This is a genomic window from Streptomyces sp. UC4497, assembly GCF_054871485.1.
This window is the reverse complement of the sequence record NZ_JBTYHB010000010.1, coordinates 58,801-74,804: the sequence shown is the minus strand read 5'-3', so window position 1 is coordinate 74,804 and position 16,004 is coordinate 58,801. Positions and strand designations below refer to the sequence as shown.

Here is a 16,004-nt window from a genome sequence, read left to right as displayed (position 1 = left end):
CAGTGCACACATTGAATCTGGGTATTCTCGCGCACGTCGACGCCGGTAAGACCAGCCTGACCGAGCGGCTCCTGCACACCGCCGGGGTGATCGACGAACTCGGCCGGGTCGACGACGGGAGCACCCGTACCGACTCCCTCGACCTGGAGCGCCGGCGCGGCATCACCATCAAGTCCGCCGTGGCGTCGTTCCCGCTCGGCGACACCCACGTCAATCTCGTGGACACACCGGGCCACCCGGACTTCATCGCCGAGGTCGAGCGGGTGCTCGGGGTCCTCGACGGGGCCGTGCTCGTCGTCTCCGCCGTGGAGGGTGTGCAGGCGCAGACCCGCGTCCTGATGCGGACGCTGCGCCGGCTGCGCATCCCCACGCTGGTGTTCGTGAACAAGGTCGACCGCGGCGGCGCCCGCGAGGCCGCGCTCCTCGACGACCTGCGGCACAAACTCACCCCTGCCGTGGTCCCGATGAACACGGTGCCGCACGGCCTCGGCGGCCGGGACGCGCTCTGCGCCCCCTACGCCGCCCAGGACGCGGAGCACCGCGCCCGCCTGGTCGACGTGCTCTCCGCCCACGACGACGCGCTGCTGGAGGCGTACGTCAAGGACGAGGGGACGGTCACGTACGGCCGGCTGCGCGACGCGCTCGCCGAGCAGACGGCGCGCACCGAGGCGCATCCCGTGTACTTCGGCTCGGCGATGACCGGGGCGGGGATCCCCGCCCTCGTGGACGGCATCACGCGACTGCTCCCTCCCGCCGAGGAAAGGCCCCAACTGCCGCTGTCCGCCAGCGTGTTCAAGGTGGAGCGCGGTCCGGCCGGCGAGAAGATCGCGTACGCCCGCGTGTTCACCGGGACCCTGCGGGTGCGCGAACGGCTCGCGCTGCCCGGTGGCGGGGAGGACCGAGTGACGTCCGTACGCGTCTTCGCGGACGGCGCGGACACACCACGCACGGAGGCGGGCCCCGGGCAAGTGGCGCGCCTGTGGGGACTCGGCGGTGTGCGCGTCGGCGACGACCTCGGCGAGCCCCACGTCCCGGTCAAGGAGCACCACTTCGCTCCGCCGACGCTGGAGACGGTGGTCGACCCGGACCGGCCGGGGCTGCGCGGCGCCCTGCTCGCCGCGCTCACCCAGCTCGCCGAGCAGGACCCGCTGATCGGCCTGCGGCAGGACGACATCCGCCAGGAGATCTTCCTGTCGCTCTACGGCGAGGTGCAGAAGGAGGTCGTACAGGCCACGCTCGCCGAGGAGTTCGGGCTCGACGTGACGTTCCGGGAGTCGACGCCGCTGTGCGTCGAGCGGCCTACGGGTTCCGGCGCGGCGTTCGAAGCCATGAAGGACGACGGGAACCCGTTCCTGGCGACCATCGGCCTGCGGGTCGATCCGGCGCCGATCGGCTCGGGCATCGCGTTCCGGCTCGGGATCGAGCTCGGCTCCCTCCCCCTGGCCTTCATCAAGGCCATCGAGGAGACCGCGCACAGGACGCTGCGCCAGGGCCTGCTCGGCTGGCAGGTTACCGACTGCACGGTGACACTGACGCGCTCCGGCTACGCGCCGCGGCAGAGCCACGCGCACGCCGTCTTCGACAAGTCCATGTCGAGCACGGCGGGCGACTTCCGCGGACTGACCCCGCTGGTCCTGATGAGCGCACTCGCCCGCGCGGGCACGGCGGTGTGCGAGCCGATGCACCGCTTCCGCCTGGACATCCCGGCCGACCTGTACGGGGCGGTGCTGCCGGTGATCACCCGGCTGCGGGCCGTGCCGACGGGGCAGCACACGGACGGCGGGGCATGGACCACGGTCGACGGGCTCATCCCGGCGGCACGGGTGCGCGCCCTGGAGCAACAACTGCCGTCCCTCACCCGGGGCGAAGGCGTCCTTGAGGCCTCCTTCGACCACTACGCCCCGGTCCGCGAGGACACACCGCGCCGCTCCCGCACGGACCACGACCCGCTGCACCGCAAGGAGTACCTGCTGCGGGTGGTGCGCGGGGCGGGGGCGCGGACGGGGTGAAAGTTGTGGGGCGATTCGGGGAGGTTGAATCCGGGCCGTTCGGCCCACCCGCGAGGGACCCTTGGCCCCGTCCGTCGCGGGGCCGGGCGCTGAGACGCTGAGGTATCGAGCCTCCCGTGCCTTCGCTCTCCCGCCGCGGCGCACGGTGGAGGCCGAGCCCGGGCCCGCTGTTCGCAGAAGGGGGAGCCGCGAACAGCGGGCCCGTCCGCGCCACCGCCCATGCCACCGCCCGCGTCGCCGCCCGTGTCGCCGTCCGGGCCCGGGTCGGCCGGGCATCGCACACGTGTCCGCCGCGCCGCTGCGACAACTCGCGCGCAAAACGGCCCAATCGGAACGATAAAGTGGCTCGTCAACCCGCACGTGCCCGATCACTCAGGAGTGCCTACGTGTCCGTAGCCATCGACTCGTCCGACGCCGCCATCCCGTCCGGCGACGCCGCCCCCGCGGAGCCCGTACCCGCGCCGGCCGTCGCCCCGGACAGCAGCGCCGCCGCACCCGCGAACGAGGAGACGGCCGAGCCCGGGGACACCGAGAACATGTGGACCCCGCCGACCACCGACGCCCCGACCACCGAGACCCCGGACGCCGCCGCGCCCGCCCCCGAGAGCACCCCGGAAAGCGCGTCCGACAGCTTCTGGACGCCGCCCACGGAGGTCCCCTTCGCGGAGAGCTCCGACGTCGACGCCGAGGCGGCCGCCGACGACGACCCCGCCCCCGGCGACGTACCTGAGGCCATCACCCGCGACGCCCACGAGTTCGGCGTCTACGCCCGCACCGGTGGCTGGGCCTTCGCCCTGAAGGTGGCCCGCAGCGTCCGACCCGGCGGACAGCCCGCCGGTGAGTCCGCCAAGGTCTCCGCCCGGAAGTTCGCCGAACTCGCCGGCTGCTCCCCCGACCGCGTCATGCGGTTCTACAAGGCGTGGGACAGCGCGGCGGACGACGGCCTGGTCCCCCAGTTCGAGGCCCTCACGCCCGGCGCCGACGTCGAACTCCCGGACGCCGACGTCTGGTTGTCGTACTACGTGTCCCGCAACAGCGCGACCTCGGTGCGCGGCCAGGCGATCACCGCGGCCGCCGAGTCCGAGGGCATCCGCCCGACGAAGGCCCTGGAGGTCGCGGAGAACCCGACGGCGCTGCGGGCCGCGATCCTCGCCGACCCCGGCACCGCCGAGGCCGCCCGCAAGGCGCTGATGGACCGCCTCGACGAGGACCCGGTGCTGCGCACGGGCATGGCGCGCGACATCGTGCGTACGGACGACCTGAAGAAGGCCGTCGCCGAGGAGACCAAGACCGGCGGCCAGCTCGAGTACGTGCGCAGGATCGCGGAAGAAGGCCAGGTCAAGACCCCCGCGGGCCAGAAGATCGAGGCTTCCCCCGCGCTGCGCGAGGAGGCCGAGCGGCACCTGTCCCTCATCGACGAGCTGGACGAGGACGAGGAGGCGGGCGAGTGGGCCCGCGAGGCGTACGACACCGTGCGCACGCTCGTCGCCGAGACCGTCGAGAAGGACCCCGAGCTGCGGGTGCAGGAGCGGCGCGCGAAGTTCTACAGCAGCCTTCAGAAGGCGACGAAGGCCTTCGAGGAGCTGACGTTCGACGACGTCGCCGCCGAGGAGATCGACGACATCGTCGAGGACGACATGCTGCAGCGCCTCGAGGAACTGCAGGCGGCGATCGCGACCTGCATCACGGCGCTCCAGTCGGCGCAGAAGAAGGACTGACCCCGGAGGGACTGACTCCGGTTGGGCCCACGATGCCACCGCGGCGCGTCCCGCGGTGGCATCGTGGGCACATGGCACACACCCCGCACACTCCCAGGTCCACGGGCCGCCCGGCCCACCAGAACGTGACATTCGACAGCCACGGCAGCACGGCCCACGGCTATCTGGCACTCCCGGCCTCGGGGCACGGCCCCGGCGTCATCGTCATCCAGGAGTGGTGGGGCCTGACCGACCACATCGCCGACGTCGCCGACCGCCTCGCCGCTGAGGGCTTCGTGGCACTCGCGCCCGACCTGTACGGCGGGAACGTCGCGCACGACTCCGGGGAAGCGTTCCGCATGATGCAGGACCTGCCGGTGGAGCGCGGTGTGGAACTTCTCTCCGGCGCGGTCGACCACCTGCTCGCCCTCCCCCAGGTCACCTCCGACACGGTCGGCGCGGTCGGCTTCTGCATGGGCGGCGGCTTCGTCCTGTACCTGGCCGCGGCGGACCAGCGGGTGAGCGCGGCGGTCCCGTTCTACGGCGTGATCCAGGGTGAGATCCCGGACTTCTCCCGCCTGAAGGCGCAGATCCTGGGCCACTACGGAGAGCGCGACGAGGCGATCCCTCCGGCCACCCTCGACGGCCTGCGCACCGCGATCAAGAACCAGTCCGGCATCGACGCCGACTTCCGCATGTACCCGGCGGACCACGCCTTCTTCAACGACGGCCGCCCAGAGGTCTACAACCCGCAGGCGTCGGCGCAGGCCTGGACCGCAACCCTCACCTTCCTCAAATCCAACCTCGGCCATTCAAGCCCCGCCGGCGATTGAGGCATTCAAGCCCCGCTTTTGGACGAGAGGCAGCGGGGTCCGGGGCAGAGCCCCGAGACGTAGGCCCGGGAGGCACACACCTCCCGGGCCCCCTCAGCAACGTCTCACCAAATGCGAACCCGATCCCCCGGCTCAACCCACAACCCGTCCCCGACAACCGTCGCAAACGCCTCATGGAACTCATCCAGGTTCCGCACAATGTTCGCCCGGAACTCCGGCGGCGAATGCGGGTCGATCGTCAGGTACTGCTGCTCCTGCTCCTTGCGCCGCTTCGTCCTCCAGCAGTACGCCCAGTTCATGAACAGCCGCTGCGTACCCGTGAGTTCACCGTCAGTCGGCACCGGCTCGTCGCCCAGCGCGATCTTGTACGCGGTGTGCCCGATGGTGAGCCCGCCGAGGTCACCGATGTTCTCGCCCACGGTCAGCGACCCGTTGACGAACTCCCCCGGAAGGTTCCGCGGCGAGAACCCGTCGTACTGCTTGATGAGCGCCTTCGACTTCGCCTCGAAGGCCGCCTTGTCGTCCGCGGTCCACCAGTCGTTCAGGTTGCCCGCGCCGTCGTACTGCGCGCCCTGGTCGTCGAACCCGTGGCCGATCTCGTGGCCGATGACGGCACCGATGCCGCCGTAGTTCTCGGCCGGGTCGGCGTCGGGCGAGAAGAACGGCTTCTGCAGGATGCCGGCCGGGAAGCAGATCTCGTTCGTGCCCGGGTTGTAGTACGCGTTCACGGTCTGCGGCAGCATGAACCACTCGTCGCGGTCGACCGGCGCGCCGATCTTCGCCATCTGCCGGTCGTGCTCGAAGGCATCGGCCGCGTACGCGTTGGCCAGCAGGTCGTCGGGGACGACGGCGAGCCCCGAGTAGTCACGGAACTCGTCCGGGTAGCCGATCTTCGGCCGGAACGTGGCGAGCTTCTCGTACGCCCGCTCCTTGGTCTCGTCCGTCATCCAGTCGAGGCGGGAGATGGACTGGCGGTACGCCTCGAGGAGGTTGGCGACCAGCTCGTCCATGAGCGCCTTGGAGCGCGGCGGGAAGTGCCGGGCCACGTACTCCTTGCCGACGGACTCGCCGATGGCGCCCTCGACGAAGGCGACGCCGCGCTTCCAGCGGGCGCGCAGCTCCGGCGTGCCGTTGAGCGTCTTGCCGTAGAACTCGAAGTTCACGCGGACGAACGGCGACGACAGGTACGGCGCGGCGGAGCGCAGCACGCGCGCGAGCAGCCAGTCGCGCCACTGCTCGATGGGAACCTCGGTGAGAACCGCGGACAGATGCGTCAGATACGAGGGCTGGCGCACGCACGACTCGGCGAGCGTCTCGTCCTTGCCGCCGAGCCCGGTGACGTAGTCGCGCCAGTCGAACGCCGGGGCGAGCGCGGTGAGTTCGTCGAAGGTGGTGAGGTTGTACGTCTTCTGCACATCGCGCGTCTCGGCGCGCTCCCAGTGGCCCTCGGCGAGCCGCGTCTCCAGGGCGAGGACGGTGCGCGCGGCGGAGGCCGGGTCTGCGTGCTCGCCGAGCGTGAACAGCTCGGTCAGGTACGCCTCGTACTTCTCGCGGATCTCGGCGAACTTCTCTTCGCGGTAGTACGACTCGTCGGGCAGGCCGATGCCGCCCTGGAGGATGTTGAAGAGGTAGCGGTCGGAGTTCCGGTCGTCGCTGTCGATGTAGGCGCCGAACAGGCCGGAGCCGCCCTTGCGCTCGAAGCGCCCGAGGAACCCGGCGAGCTGCCGCACGTCGGTGAGCCCCGCCACCTCCTCGATCAGCGGGCGGACCGGGTCGAGCCCGCGGGCCTCGACGGCCTCCTCGTCCATGAACGACGCGTACAGATCGGCGATCTTGCGCGCCTCGTCCGCGTCCAGGCTCGTGGGGCCGCCGGCCGCGATCTCCTGAATGATCTCCTTGACCCGCTGCTCCGCCACGTCCACGAGCTCCACGAAGGGGCCCCAGCTGGAGCGGTCGTCGGGGATCGGCTCGGTCGCCAGCCACTGGCCGTTGACATGCCCGAAGAGGTCGTCCTGCGGTCGGATCGCCGGGTCCATGCCCGGGCGTGCGTCATCCAGAGTGCTCATCGCTGCACCCTACCCAGGTCAGGGCGTAGGGAGAGCGTCAAATACGGGTGCTTCCGCGCAGCGTGAACAACACTGCCCCGGTCGGCACGGGGCCGACCGGGGCAGTGTTCGCGCAACGCGGATCAGACGCGGCTCAGACGCGGCTCAAACGCGCATCAGGCGAGCGAGGCCAGCGCCTCGTTCAGCGTCTGCGACGGGCGCATCACCTTGTCGGCCTTGGCCGAGTCGGGCTGGAAGTAGCCGCCGATGTCGGCCGGGGAGCCCTGCACGGCGATCAGCTCGTCGACGATCTTCTGCTCGTTCGCGGAGAGCTTCTCGGCGAGCGGGGCGAAGGCCTTGGCGAGCTCCGCGTCCTCGGTCTGCTTGGCCAGCTCCTGGGCCCAGTACAGGGCGACGTAGAAGTGGCTGCCGCGGTTGTCGATGCCGCCGAGGCGACGGGTCGGCGACTTGTCCTCGTTGAGGAAGGTGCCGGTGGCGCGGTCCAGGGTCTCGCCGAGGACCTTCGCGCGGGCGTTGTCCGTGGTGGTGGCGAGGTGCTCGAAGGAGACGGCCAGGGCGAGGAACTCACCGAGGGAGTCCCAGCGCAGGTAGTTCTCCTTGACGAGCTGCTGGACGTGCTTCGGGGCGGAGCCGCCGGCGCCCGTCTCGAAGAGGCCGCCGCCGTTCATCAGCGGGACGACCGACAGCATCTTGGCGCTGGTGCCCAGCTCCAGGATCGGGAAGAGGTCGGTCAGGTAGTCGCGCAGCACGTTGCCGGTGACCGAGATGGTGTTGAGGCCCTGACGGATGCGCTCGACGGAGAGCTTGGTGGCGTCCTCCGGGTTGAGGATCCGGATGTCCAGGCCCTCGGGGGAGAACTCCGGCAGGTACGCCTCGACCTTCTTGATCAGCTGGGCGTCGTGGGCGCGGCCCTCGTCCAGCCAGAACACGGCCGGGTCACCGGTGGCGCGGGCGCGCGTGACGGCGAGCTTGACCCAGTCCTTGATCGGGGCGTCCTTGGTCTGGCAGGCGCGGAAGATGTCGCCCTCGGAGACCTGCTGCTCCAGGACGACGTCGCCGGCCTGGTTGACCAGGCGGACGGTGCCGGTGGACTTGATCTCGAAGGTCTTGTCGTGGGAGCCGTACTCCTCGGCCTTCTGCGCCATGAGGCCGACGTTCGGGACGGTGCCCATGGTCGACGGGTCGAAGGCGCCGTTGGCGCGGCAGTCGTCGATGACGGCCTGGTAGACACCGGCGTACGAGGAGTCCGGGATCACCGCGAGGGTGTCCTGCTCCTGGTCGTCCTTGTTCCACATGTGGCCGGACGTGCGGATCATCGCCGGCATGGAGGCGTCGATGATGACGTCGGACGGCACGTGCAGGTTGGTGATGCCGCGGTGCGAGTCGACCATGGCCAGGTCCGGGCCGGCGGCCAGCTCGGCGTCGAAGGACGCCTTGATCTCGGCGCCGTTCGCGAGGGTCTCGAGGCCCTTGTAGATGCCGCCGAGGCCGTCGTTCGGGGTCAGGCCCGCGGCGGCCAGGTCGGCGCCGAAGCGGGCGAAGGTCTCCGGGAAGAAGGCGCGCACGACGTGACCGAAGATGATCGGGTCGGAGACCTTCATCATGGTGGCCTTCAGGTGCGCAGAGAACAGCACACCCTCTTCCTTGGCGCGGGCGATCTGCGCGGTCAGGAACTCGCGCAGCGGCGCGACGTGCAGCACGGAGGCGTCGACGATCTCACCGGCGAGGACCGGTACGGACTCGCGCAGCACGGTGGTGGTGCCGTTGTCGGCGACGAGCTCGATCTTCAGCTTGTCGTCGGCCGGAATGACGGTGGACTTCTCGGTCGAACGGAAGTCGTTCTCACCCATGGTCGCGACGTTCGTCTTGGACTCGGCGGTCCAGGCGCCCATGCGGTGCGGGTGGGCCTTGGCGTAGTTCTTCACCGAGGCGGGGGCGCGGCGGTCGGAGTTGCCCTCGCGCAGCACCGGGTTGACGGCGGAGCCCTTGACCTTGTCGTAGCGGGCGCCGACCTCGCGCTCCTCGTCGGTCTTCGGCTCGTCCGGGTAGTCCGGCAGCGCGTAGCCGTGCTCGCGCAGCTCGGCGATCGCGGCCTTGAGCTGCGAGACCGAGGCCGAGATGTTCGGCAGCTTGATGATGTTGGCCTGCGGCGTCTTGGCCAGCTCGCCGAGCTCGGCGAGGGCGTCCGGGACGCGCTGCTCCTCGGTCAGGTACTCCGGGAACTGGGCGAGGATGCGCCCGGCCAGGGAGATGTCACGGGTCTCGACGCCGACACCGGCGGTGGACGCGTAGGCCTCGATGACCGGCAGGAAGGAATACGTCGCGAGGGCCGGGGCCTCGTCAGTGTGCGTGTAAATAATGGTCGAGTCAGTCACCGGGTGCTCCGCTTCCACGTCTTCCACGTCGTCTGCAGTCTTGGATCGGATTGCTCGACATCAAGATATCTCCTCCCCGGCCAGGATCCGAAAGGGGTCCGCCCGCCAAGATCTCTCCGGCCCCGCGCGGCTCCGCGGCCGGGCCGGGCCCGGCCCGCGTCCTGGTGGGTCACGCCGGGATGCAGACCGTGAGCCACTCCGCGTCCCGCGGCCGGTAGCCGTGGCGCTTCCGCAGCCCGGCCACGATCGCCGGGACGTGCCCGGCTCCGTAGAGGACGGCCACCCGCAGCGGTTCGGCGTGGTGCTCGGCGTGGATCGCATCGAGCGCGTCGAGCAGCCGCTGGTCGCGCCGGTCGGACATGGCGTGACCGACCGGATCGTCGGCCAGCATCTCCGCCCGCGCCGTCGTCGGCAGATCGTCGACCACCAGGTCCTCGTCGAGGAAGGCGCGCGGCCCGCGCAGCGCGAAGACCAGGCCCATCACGGGTGCCGTGAGCAGCATCAGCAGATACGTCCACCGGGGCAGCGCCTTCAGGTCCGCGACCGCCTCTGCCGCGGTCACGTCCGGGCACAGGACCGGTACGGACTCGGGGAGCAGCTGGTCGCCGCGCTGTTCCTGCAGGCCGTTGCGGCTGCGGCGCGGGGCGAACCGGTAGGCGATCGTCAGGGTGCTCACCACGGCGGACTTCCCGCGGATGCCCTCCATGACGATGAGGTCGCACTTCCGCAGCCGGTTCCGGACCTGGGCGTAGAACGTCGGCGACGCGACGTGCAGCATCGGGAAGAGGACGAACTCCATCGGCGAACCGGTGCGCCGCATCGTGATCACGGCGGACCGCACGGCGTACCCGGTCACCTCGATGATCTGCACGACGCCCCCGCTGTCGGTCACTTCAACCCCGCGGCGTCCGAAAGCACCAGGGCAACCGGGGGTATTTCAACCCCCGCGGCATCCGAACGCACCAGAGCGACCGGGGGTATTTCAACTCCCGCGGCGTCCGCAGGCACCAGGGCGACTAGGAGTATTTCAACCCCCGCAGCGTCCGAAAGCACCAGGGTGACCGGGGTATTTCAAGCCCCTGCGGCGATTGAGCAGCGGGGTCCGGGGCGGAGCCCCGATCTTTCACACCCGTGCGGCGCCACCCCGCGGAGTCACCCCGAGGAGCCACCGGTCCAGGCGAGCACCTTCTCCACCGGCCAGGCCGTCACCACCCGCTCCGCCGGAACCTCGCACTCCTCGGCCCGCGCGCAGCCGAAGAGCTGCCAGTCGAGTTGGCCGGGCGCGTGGGCGTCCGTGTCGATGGCGAACAATGTGCCTGCCGCTACGGCCTTGCGCAACAGGCGGCGGGGCGGATCAAGCCGCTCGGGACGGCTGTTGATCTCCACCGCCGTACCGGCCGCCGCACACGCCGCGAACACCTCGTCCGCATCGAACTGCGACTCGGGCCGCCCCCTGCCGGTGACCAGCCGGCCGGTGCAGTGCCCGAGGATGTCGGCATGCGGATTGCCGACGGCGGCCACCAGGCGCCGGGTCATCGCCGCGGCGTCCATCCGCAGCTTGGAGTGGACCGAGACGACGACCACGTCCAGGCGGTCGAGCAGCTCGGGTTCCTGGTCGAGCGAACCGTCGTCGAGGATGTCGCACTCGATGCCGGTCAACAGCCGGAACGGCGCCCAGCCCGCGTTGAGTTCGGCCACCACGTCCAATTGCTCGCGCAGCCGCTGCGGCGAAAGACCGCGGGCCACGGTGAGGCGCGGCGAGTGGTCCGTGAGCACCGCCCACTCGTGGCCGATGTCCCGGGCCGCGCGGCCCATCTCCTCGATCGGGCTGCCGCCGTCCGACCAGTCGGAGTGCAGATGACAGTCGCCGCGCAGCAGGGACCGCAGCCGTACGCCCGCGTCGCCCTCCAAGGGCACCGTGCGGGCCAGCTCGTCCTCCAGGTGCGTGAGGTAGTCCGGTACCTGCCCGGCGGCCGCCTCCCGGATCACCGCAGCGGTCTTGGGCCCGATGCCCTTGAGGGACTCCAGGGTGCCGGCCTCGACGTGCCGCGCGACCTCGGCGTCACCCAGGCCGGTGATCACACCCGCGGCGGTACGGAACGCGCGCACCCGGTAGGTGGGCGCGCCCTCCCGCTCCAGCAGGAACGCGATCCGTTCCAGCGCCCGCACGGGCTCCATCGCCACCTCCGGCCACCTACGCGTACGTCTCCAGCGTGCCGTAAGAGCTGGTGACCGGCATCCGTGAACGCCGCGCCGGAGGCGGCGCGGCGTTCAGAAGAAGCACGGGTCCGGGGCGAGAACCTCAGAGGTGCTTGTCGATGGCCTGCTGGGCCTGCCCTGGCAGCGCACGCACGTGGTCGGCGGCGCCGCGCACGCTCTTGGTCGCCCCGCGAGTCGCCCCACGGGTCGCCCCACGCACGGTGCCGGCCGCATCGCGGGTGGCGCCGCGCACGGTGCCGGTCGCGTCCCGCAGCGTGTGGGACGCGTCGCGCCGCGCACGACGTGCCGACGAGCGTCCGGACGCGGCGGCGCCACGGACCCGATAGGCGGCCGACGGCTTGCCGTGCGTGTCGGCCGCCGTGATGAGCAGGCCGCCCATCAGAGACACGTTCTTCAGGAACTGGGTTCGCTGTTGGGCGCGTTGCTCGGGATCCTTCTCCTTCCACCAGGCGTGGCCGGCCAGTGTCGTCGGCACGAGCGTCCCGGCGAGGGCCAGCGCCGCAAGCCGCGGGGCGATCCCGGCGGCGAGCAGCAGCCCGGCCCCGATGTGCACCGCGCCGTTGATCCGGACCAGTTGCTCGGGGTCCTCCGGCAGCCGGGGCACACGGGAGGCCACGGGAACCGCCACCGGTTCCGCGGCGGGCGCCACCCGCTCAGGGGCGCGGACGGTGGACAGCCCGCCGGCCACGAACGCAGAGGCGAGCATCGGACGTGCGCATTTCCTCAGTACAGCCATGCTTCACCGCGTTCCCCGACTCGGCGCTCTCACTCCGGGACCGCGCCCTACGGACGCCGTGCCGCGCGCCGCCCGGCCGCGTACGACGCGGCGCCGACGGCGGTGACCCCGGCCCCGACGCCCATCGCCAGCGCCTTCCGGTGGGCAACGGCGGTCCAGGCCGTCCGGGCCGCTGTGGTGACCTGCCCGGTCGCCGCCACGGCCGCCTGCCGGCCGGCCTCGACGCCGCGCGCCGCGCTGCCCACGGCATCGGCCGCGCCCTCGGTGGCCTTCTCGGCCCCGTGCTGCGCGGCCACGGCCGCGTCGACGGCCTTGGCCTCGGTCTTCTCGGCGGCGTCACTCACGGGAGCCGTCGCCTTGTCGGCGCGGTCTCGCGCCTGGGAAGCGGTCTTCCGCTTCGTCGCCTCGTTCTGCTGATCCGTTCCCTTGTTCGGTTCACTCATGGAGTCCGGTTAGCCCTTGACGGTCATCACAAACCCGAACCTCTCCCCCAACTCGCAACCGTCGGACCGGAATCGGATCGGAATCGGACCGGACTTCCGTGTCCGGCGGCCACAGTCCGACCCGAAAGTATGGTGTCCCACCACATGTGCCGCTGACCTGCGTGTTCCTACCTTGTGCCAGCAGATACACGTCCCCACCAACGCCTGGAAGTGGTGCACATGGCCTCCGCAGCAACCGCTCCACCAACGCCCGGAAATCTCAAGCGCATTGTCGCGGCGAGTCTCATAGGCACCACCATCGAGTGGTACGACTTCTTCCTCTACGGCAGCGCCGCGGCGCTGGTGTTCAACAAGCTCTTCTTCCCCGACTCCGATCCCCTGGTCGGCACCCTCCTCTCCTTCCTGACGTACGCCGTCGGATTCGCCGCCCGCCCGCTGGGCGCGCTCGTCTTCGGGCACTACGGCGACCGGCTCGGCCGCAAGAAGCTCCTCGTGGTGAGCCTGCTGATGATGGGCGGCGCCACCTTCGCCATCGGTCTGCTCCCGACCCACGCGACCATCGGCACGGCCGCGCCCGTACTGCTCACCGTGCTCCGCCTCGTCCAGGGCTTCGCCCTCGGCGGCGAGTGGGGCGGCGCGGTGCTCCTCGTGTCCGAGCACGGGGACGCCAAGCGCCGCGGCTTCTGGGCCTCCTGGCCGCAGACGGGCGCACCCGCGGGACAGCTCCTCGCGACCGGTGTGCTCTCGGCCCTGACCGCCCTGATCTCGGATGCCGCGTTCACCGACTGGGGCTGGCGGATCCCGTTCCTCCTCTCCGGCGTACTCGTCCTCGTGGGTCTGTGGATACGTCTCTCTGTCGATGAATCCCCCGTCTTCAAGGAGGCGTTGGCCCGCGCCGAGGCCCGCAAGTCGGTCTCCGACACCGTGGAGAAGCTGCCGCTGGTGGCGGTCCTGCGGCACCACTGGCGCGATGTCCTGGTCGCCATCGGTGCCCGCATGGCCGAGAACATCAGCTACTACGTCATCACCGCCTTCATCCTCGTGTACGCCACCACGTCGGCCGGCGTCTCGAAGCAGACCGCGCTGAACGCCGTCCTCATCGCGTCCGCCGTGCACTTCGCCGTAATCCCGGCCTGGGGCGCCCTCTCCGACCGGGTCGGCCGCAGGCCCGTGTATCTGCTGGGCGCGGCGGGCGTCGGCCTGTGGATGTTCCCGTTCTTCTCCCTCATCGACTCGTCGAACTTCGGTGGTCTGCTCCTCGCCGTGACCGTCGGCCTGGTGCTGCACGGCGCCATGTACGCCCCGCAGGCCGCGTTCTTCTCCGAGATGTTCGCGACGCGGATGCGCTACTCCGGGGCGTCGATCGGGGCGCAGTTCGCCTCGGTGGCGGCGGGTGCGCCCGCACCGCTCATCGCGACGGCTCTGCTGTCCGCGTACGGCTCCTCGACGCCGATCTCCCTGTACGTCATCGCGGCCGCGCTCCTGACGCTGATCGCCGTGGGCCTGGCGAAGGAGACCCGGCACCGCGACCTGTCCGACCTGGACGCCATGGGTTCGGACGACGTGGGCTCGGACGGCGCAGCGCGCAGCGACCGCCCGGTGAAGCTCCACGACGCCTGACGCGTGCGGCGCCTCACCCCCGCCGGCCCCGTGGTTGCGGACACGGGGCCCGGACGGGGTCAGGCTATGTCCGGGGCCGCCAACCGGTGCAGCCGCAGGGCCAGTTGGATCTCCAGCGCACGCTCCGGCGTCTGCCAGTCCTCGCCGAGGAGCCGGCCCACCCGCTCCAGACGCTGCGCGACCGTGTTCACGTGCACGTGCAGCGCGTCCTTCGTGCGGGCCGGGCTCATGCCGGACGCGAAGTAGGCGTCGAGAGTGCGCAGCAAGTCGGTGCCTCTGCGCTCGTCGTAGGTGATGACCTCGCCGATCGTGCGGGCGACGAATCCCCCGACGTCCCGGCTGTCGGCGAGCAGCAGCCCGAGGAACCCGAAGTCCTCGGCCGCCGCGCCCTGCCCCGACCTGCCGAGCAGCCGCAGCGCGTCGAGGCAGCGCTGCGCCTCCACATACGCGGCAGCCGCTCTCTCGGTCCACCCGGCCAGGCCCGCGACGGGGGCCGAGGCGCCCACGGTGACGCTCTCGTGGATCGCCTCGGAGAGCCGGCCCGCGACGTGGGACGCCAGCTCCGACGCGGCGGTGGTGTGCGCCGGAAGCAGCAGGACGGTGCCGCCGTCCCGCGCGGCGGCGAGGCCGTGCCGGGTCGCCGCGAGGTGGTTGGCCGCGGACCACAGGCGGCGACGCGCGGCCGCCTCCTGCTCGGCGTCACCGGTGCTCTCCAGGCGGGCGGCGAGCACCACATGGGTCGCGTCGAGGTCCGCGTGCAGCCGCTCCGCTCTCTCCCGCAGCAGCCGCGGGTCCCGGTCGCGCCCGTCAAGGAGGTCGTCCAACAGCTCACCCCTCACCCGCTGTTCGGCCTCGGCCGCGGAGCGCCGGGCGAGCAGCAGCAGCGAGGTGACCATGGCGGCGCGCTCCAGGGTGCGCTGGTCGACCGGGTCGAGTCCCGGGTGGCCGCGCAGCACGAGGGCGCCGAGCAGCTCCCCTCCGGCGGCGACGGCCGCGACCCAGTCGTCGCGGTGTCGCACCGCGTGCCCGTCGGCTCGGGACGCTTCGAGGGCGTGGCCGGGCGCCTCCTCCGCGTCGGTGAACTCCACGGTGCCGTCGAGGACTTGGGAGACGGCCGCGGCCACATCGTGCACTCCGCCGCCGCGCAGCACCAGCTCGGCGAGCCGGTCGTGCACGTCGGACGCGCGCTCGATGACGCCGCTGCGGTCACGGATGATCTCGTTGGCGCGCTCCAGCTCGTTCAGCGCCTGCCGGGTCTCGGTGAGCAGGTTCGCGGTGTCGATGGCCGCGGCGGCGAGCGCCGCGAAGGAGCCGAGGAGCGCGATCTCCTCGCGCTCGAAGACCCGCGCGCGCCGGTCGGAGGCGAACAGCACCCCGATCACCTGCGCTCCCAGCATGAGCGGCACGCCGAGGATGGCGACGAGCCCCTCGTCCCCGACCCCCGCGTCGATGCTGCGGGTGTGCTGGAAGCGCACGTCGTGCCCGTAGTCGTCGGTGACGTACGGCCGCGCGGTCTGTGCGACGAGGCCGCCGAGGCCCTCCCCCATGCCGAGGCGGAGCTGCTGGAAGCGGGCCGCGACCGAGCCCTCGGTGACCCGCATGTAGGTGTCGCCCCTGATCGGGTCGTTCAGCGTCAGATAGGCGACGTCGGTACCGAGCAGCGAGCGGGCCCGCTGGACGATGGCCTGCAGCACGGCGTCCAGGTCGCGCAGGCCCGCGAGGTCGTGCGCGGTCTCGAACAGGGCGGACAGCTCCGCCTCGCGGCGCCGCCTGCCCTCCATCTCGGCGCGCACGCGCAGCGCGAGGGTCTTGGCCGCCTCGAGTGCCGCTATCCGCTCGGGCGTAGCGCCCTCGGCCCGGGCGAGCAGCACGGGCTGTTCGTAGGCATCGGCGGAGGCGCCCCTGGCGAGCAGTTCCAGGAACGGGGCCTGCGGGTCCTCGGTGGTCACCGGGCCGGAGGCGGCGGCTGAGTGCGGTTGGTGGCGCGACATGCGGACAAGGATTA

At 71.3% G+C, this 16,004-nt stretch carries 11 protein-coding genes; 4 read left to right on the top strand and 7 right to left on the bottom strand.

The window, feature by feature from the left end:
- The first annotated feature begins 2 nt into the window (after window positions 1–2).
- The 3 genes from ACYSUO_RS16225 (at window position 3) to ACYSUO_RS16215 (ending at window position 4,539) form a co-directional block, all read left to right on the top strand.
- A complete protein-coding gene (locus ACYSUO_RS16225; RefSeq protein ID WP_461776822.1) occupies window positions 3–2,009 on the top strand; it encodes a GTP-binding protein in 2,007 nt (668 codons plus the stop codon).
- A 386-nt stretch (window positions 2,010–2,395) separates the two neighbouring features.
- A complete protein-coding gene (locus tag ACYSUO_RS16220) occupies window positions 2,396–3,727 on the top strand; it encodes a hypothetical protein (protein WP_461776820.1) in 1,332 nt (443 codons plus the stop codon).
- A gap of 71 nt (window positions 3,728–3,798) precedes the next feature.
- Window positions 3,799–4,539 carry a dienelactone hydrolase family protein gene (locus ACYSUO_RS16215; protein ID WP_461776819.1) on the top strand — a complete coding sequence of 247 codons (741 nt, stop codon included), beginning with the start codon at window positions 3,799–3,801 and terminating at the stop codon, window positions 4,537–4,539.
- Window positions 4,540–4,643: 104 nt separating this feature from the next.
- Here ACYSUO_RS16215 and ACYSUO_RS16210 read toward each other — a convergent pair whose 3' ends face one another.
- The 6 genes from ACYSUO_RS16210 to ACYSUO_RS16185 all read right to left on the bottom strand — a co-directional run bounded on the left by ACYSUO_RS16210 (window position 4,644) and on the right by ACYSUO_RS16185 (window position 12,379).
- Entirely contained in the window at window positions 4,644–6,605 is a 1,962-nt protein-coding gene (locus ACYSUO_RS16210) for a M13 family metallopeptidase (protein WP_461776817.1), read from the bottom strand.
- Between the two features lie 155 nt (window positions 6,606–6,760).
- A complete protein-coding gene (locus ACYSUO_RS16205; protein WP_461776816.1) occupies window positions 6,761–8,980 on the bottom strand; it encodes an NADP-dependent isocitrate dehydrogenase in 2,220 nt (739 codons plus the stop codon).
- A gap of 169 nt (window positions 8,981–9,149) precedes the next feature.
- A complete protein-coding gene (locus tag ACYSUO_RS16200; RefSeq protein ID WP_461776815.1) occupies window positions 9,150–9,872 on the bottom strand; it encodes a hypothetical protein in 723 nt (240 codons plus the stop codon).
- Between the two features lie 260 nt (window positions 9,873–10,132).
- A complete protein-coding gene (locus tag ACYSUO_RS16195; RefSeq protein WP_461777003.1) occupies window positions 10,133–11,158 on the bottom strand; it encodes a PHP domain-containing protein in 1,026 nt (341 codons plus the stop codon).
- Between the two features lie 124 nt (window positions 11,159–11,282).
- Window positions 11,283–11,936, bottom strand: a complete 654-nt coding sequence (locus ACYSUO_RS16190; RefSeq protein WP_461776814.1) for a DoxX family protein — start codon at window positions 11,934–11,936, stop codon at window positions 11,283–11,285.
- A gap of 47 nt (window positions 11,937–11,983) precedes the next feature.
- Window positions 11,984–12,379: a hypothetical protein gene (locus ACYSUO_RS16185; protein ID WP_461776812.1), complete on the bottom strand. Its 396-nt coding sequence runs from the start codon at window positions 12,377–12,379 to the stop codon at window positions 11,984–11,986.
- 219 nt (window positions 12,380–12,598) lie between these two features.
- Between ACYSUO_RS16185 and ACYSUO_RS16180 the strand changes: the two genes are divergently transcribed.
- On the top strand, window positions 12,599–13,999 hold the full coding sequence (locus tag ACYSUO_RS16180) for an MFS transporter (protein WP_461776811.1): 1,401 nt from the start codon (window positions 12,599–12,601) through the stop codon (window positions 13,997–13,999).
- Window positions 14,000–14,058: 59 nt separating this feature from the next.
- Here ACYSUO_RS16180 and ACYSUO_RS16175 read toward each other — a convergent pair whose 3' ends face one another.
- Window positions 14,059–15,990, bottom strand: a complete 1,932-nt coding sequence (locus ACYSUO_RS16175) for a helix-turn-helix domain-containing protein (RefSeq protein ID WP_461776809.1) — start codon at window positions 15,988–15,990, stop codon at window positions 14,059–14,061.
- Between the last annotated feature and the right edge of the window lie 14 nt (window positions 15,991–16,004).

Bases quoted from the DNA above. Each gene is read 5' to 3' on its own strand.
- ACYSUO_RS16185 (WP_461776812.1), bottom strand. From the start codon at position 12,379: ATGAGTGAACCGAACAAGGGAACGGATCAGCAGAACGAGGCGACGAAG.
- ACYSUO_RS16180 (WP_461776811.1), top strand. From the start codon at position 12,599: ATGGCCTCCGCAGCAACCGCTCCACCAACGCCCGGAAATCTCAAGCGC.
- ACYSUO_RS16190 (WP_461776814.1), bottom strand. From the start codon at position 11,936: ATGGCTGTACTGAGGAAATGCGCACGTCCGATGCTCGCCTCTGCGTTC.
- ACYSUO_RS16195 (WP_461777003.1), bottom strand. From the start codon at position 11,158: ATGGAGCCCGTGCGGGCGCTGGAACGGATCGCGTTCCTGCTGGAGCGG.
- ACYSUO_RS16175 (WP_461776809.1), bottom strand. From the start codon at position 15,990: ATGTCGCGCCACCAACCGCACTCAGCCGCCGCCTCCGGCCCGGTGACC.
- ACYSUO_RS16210 (WP_461776817.1), bottom strand. From the start codon at position 6,605: ATGAGCACTCTGGATGACGCACGCCCGGGCATGGACCCGGCGATCCGA.
- ACYSUO_RS16215 (WP_461776819.1), top strand. From the start codon at position 3,799: ATGGCACACACCCCGCACACTCCCAGGTCCACGGGCCGCCCGGCCCAC.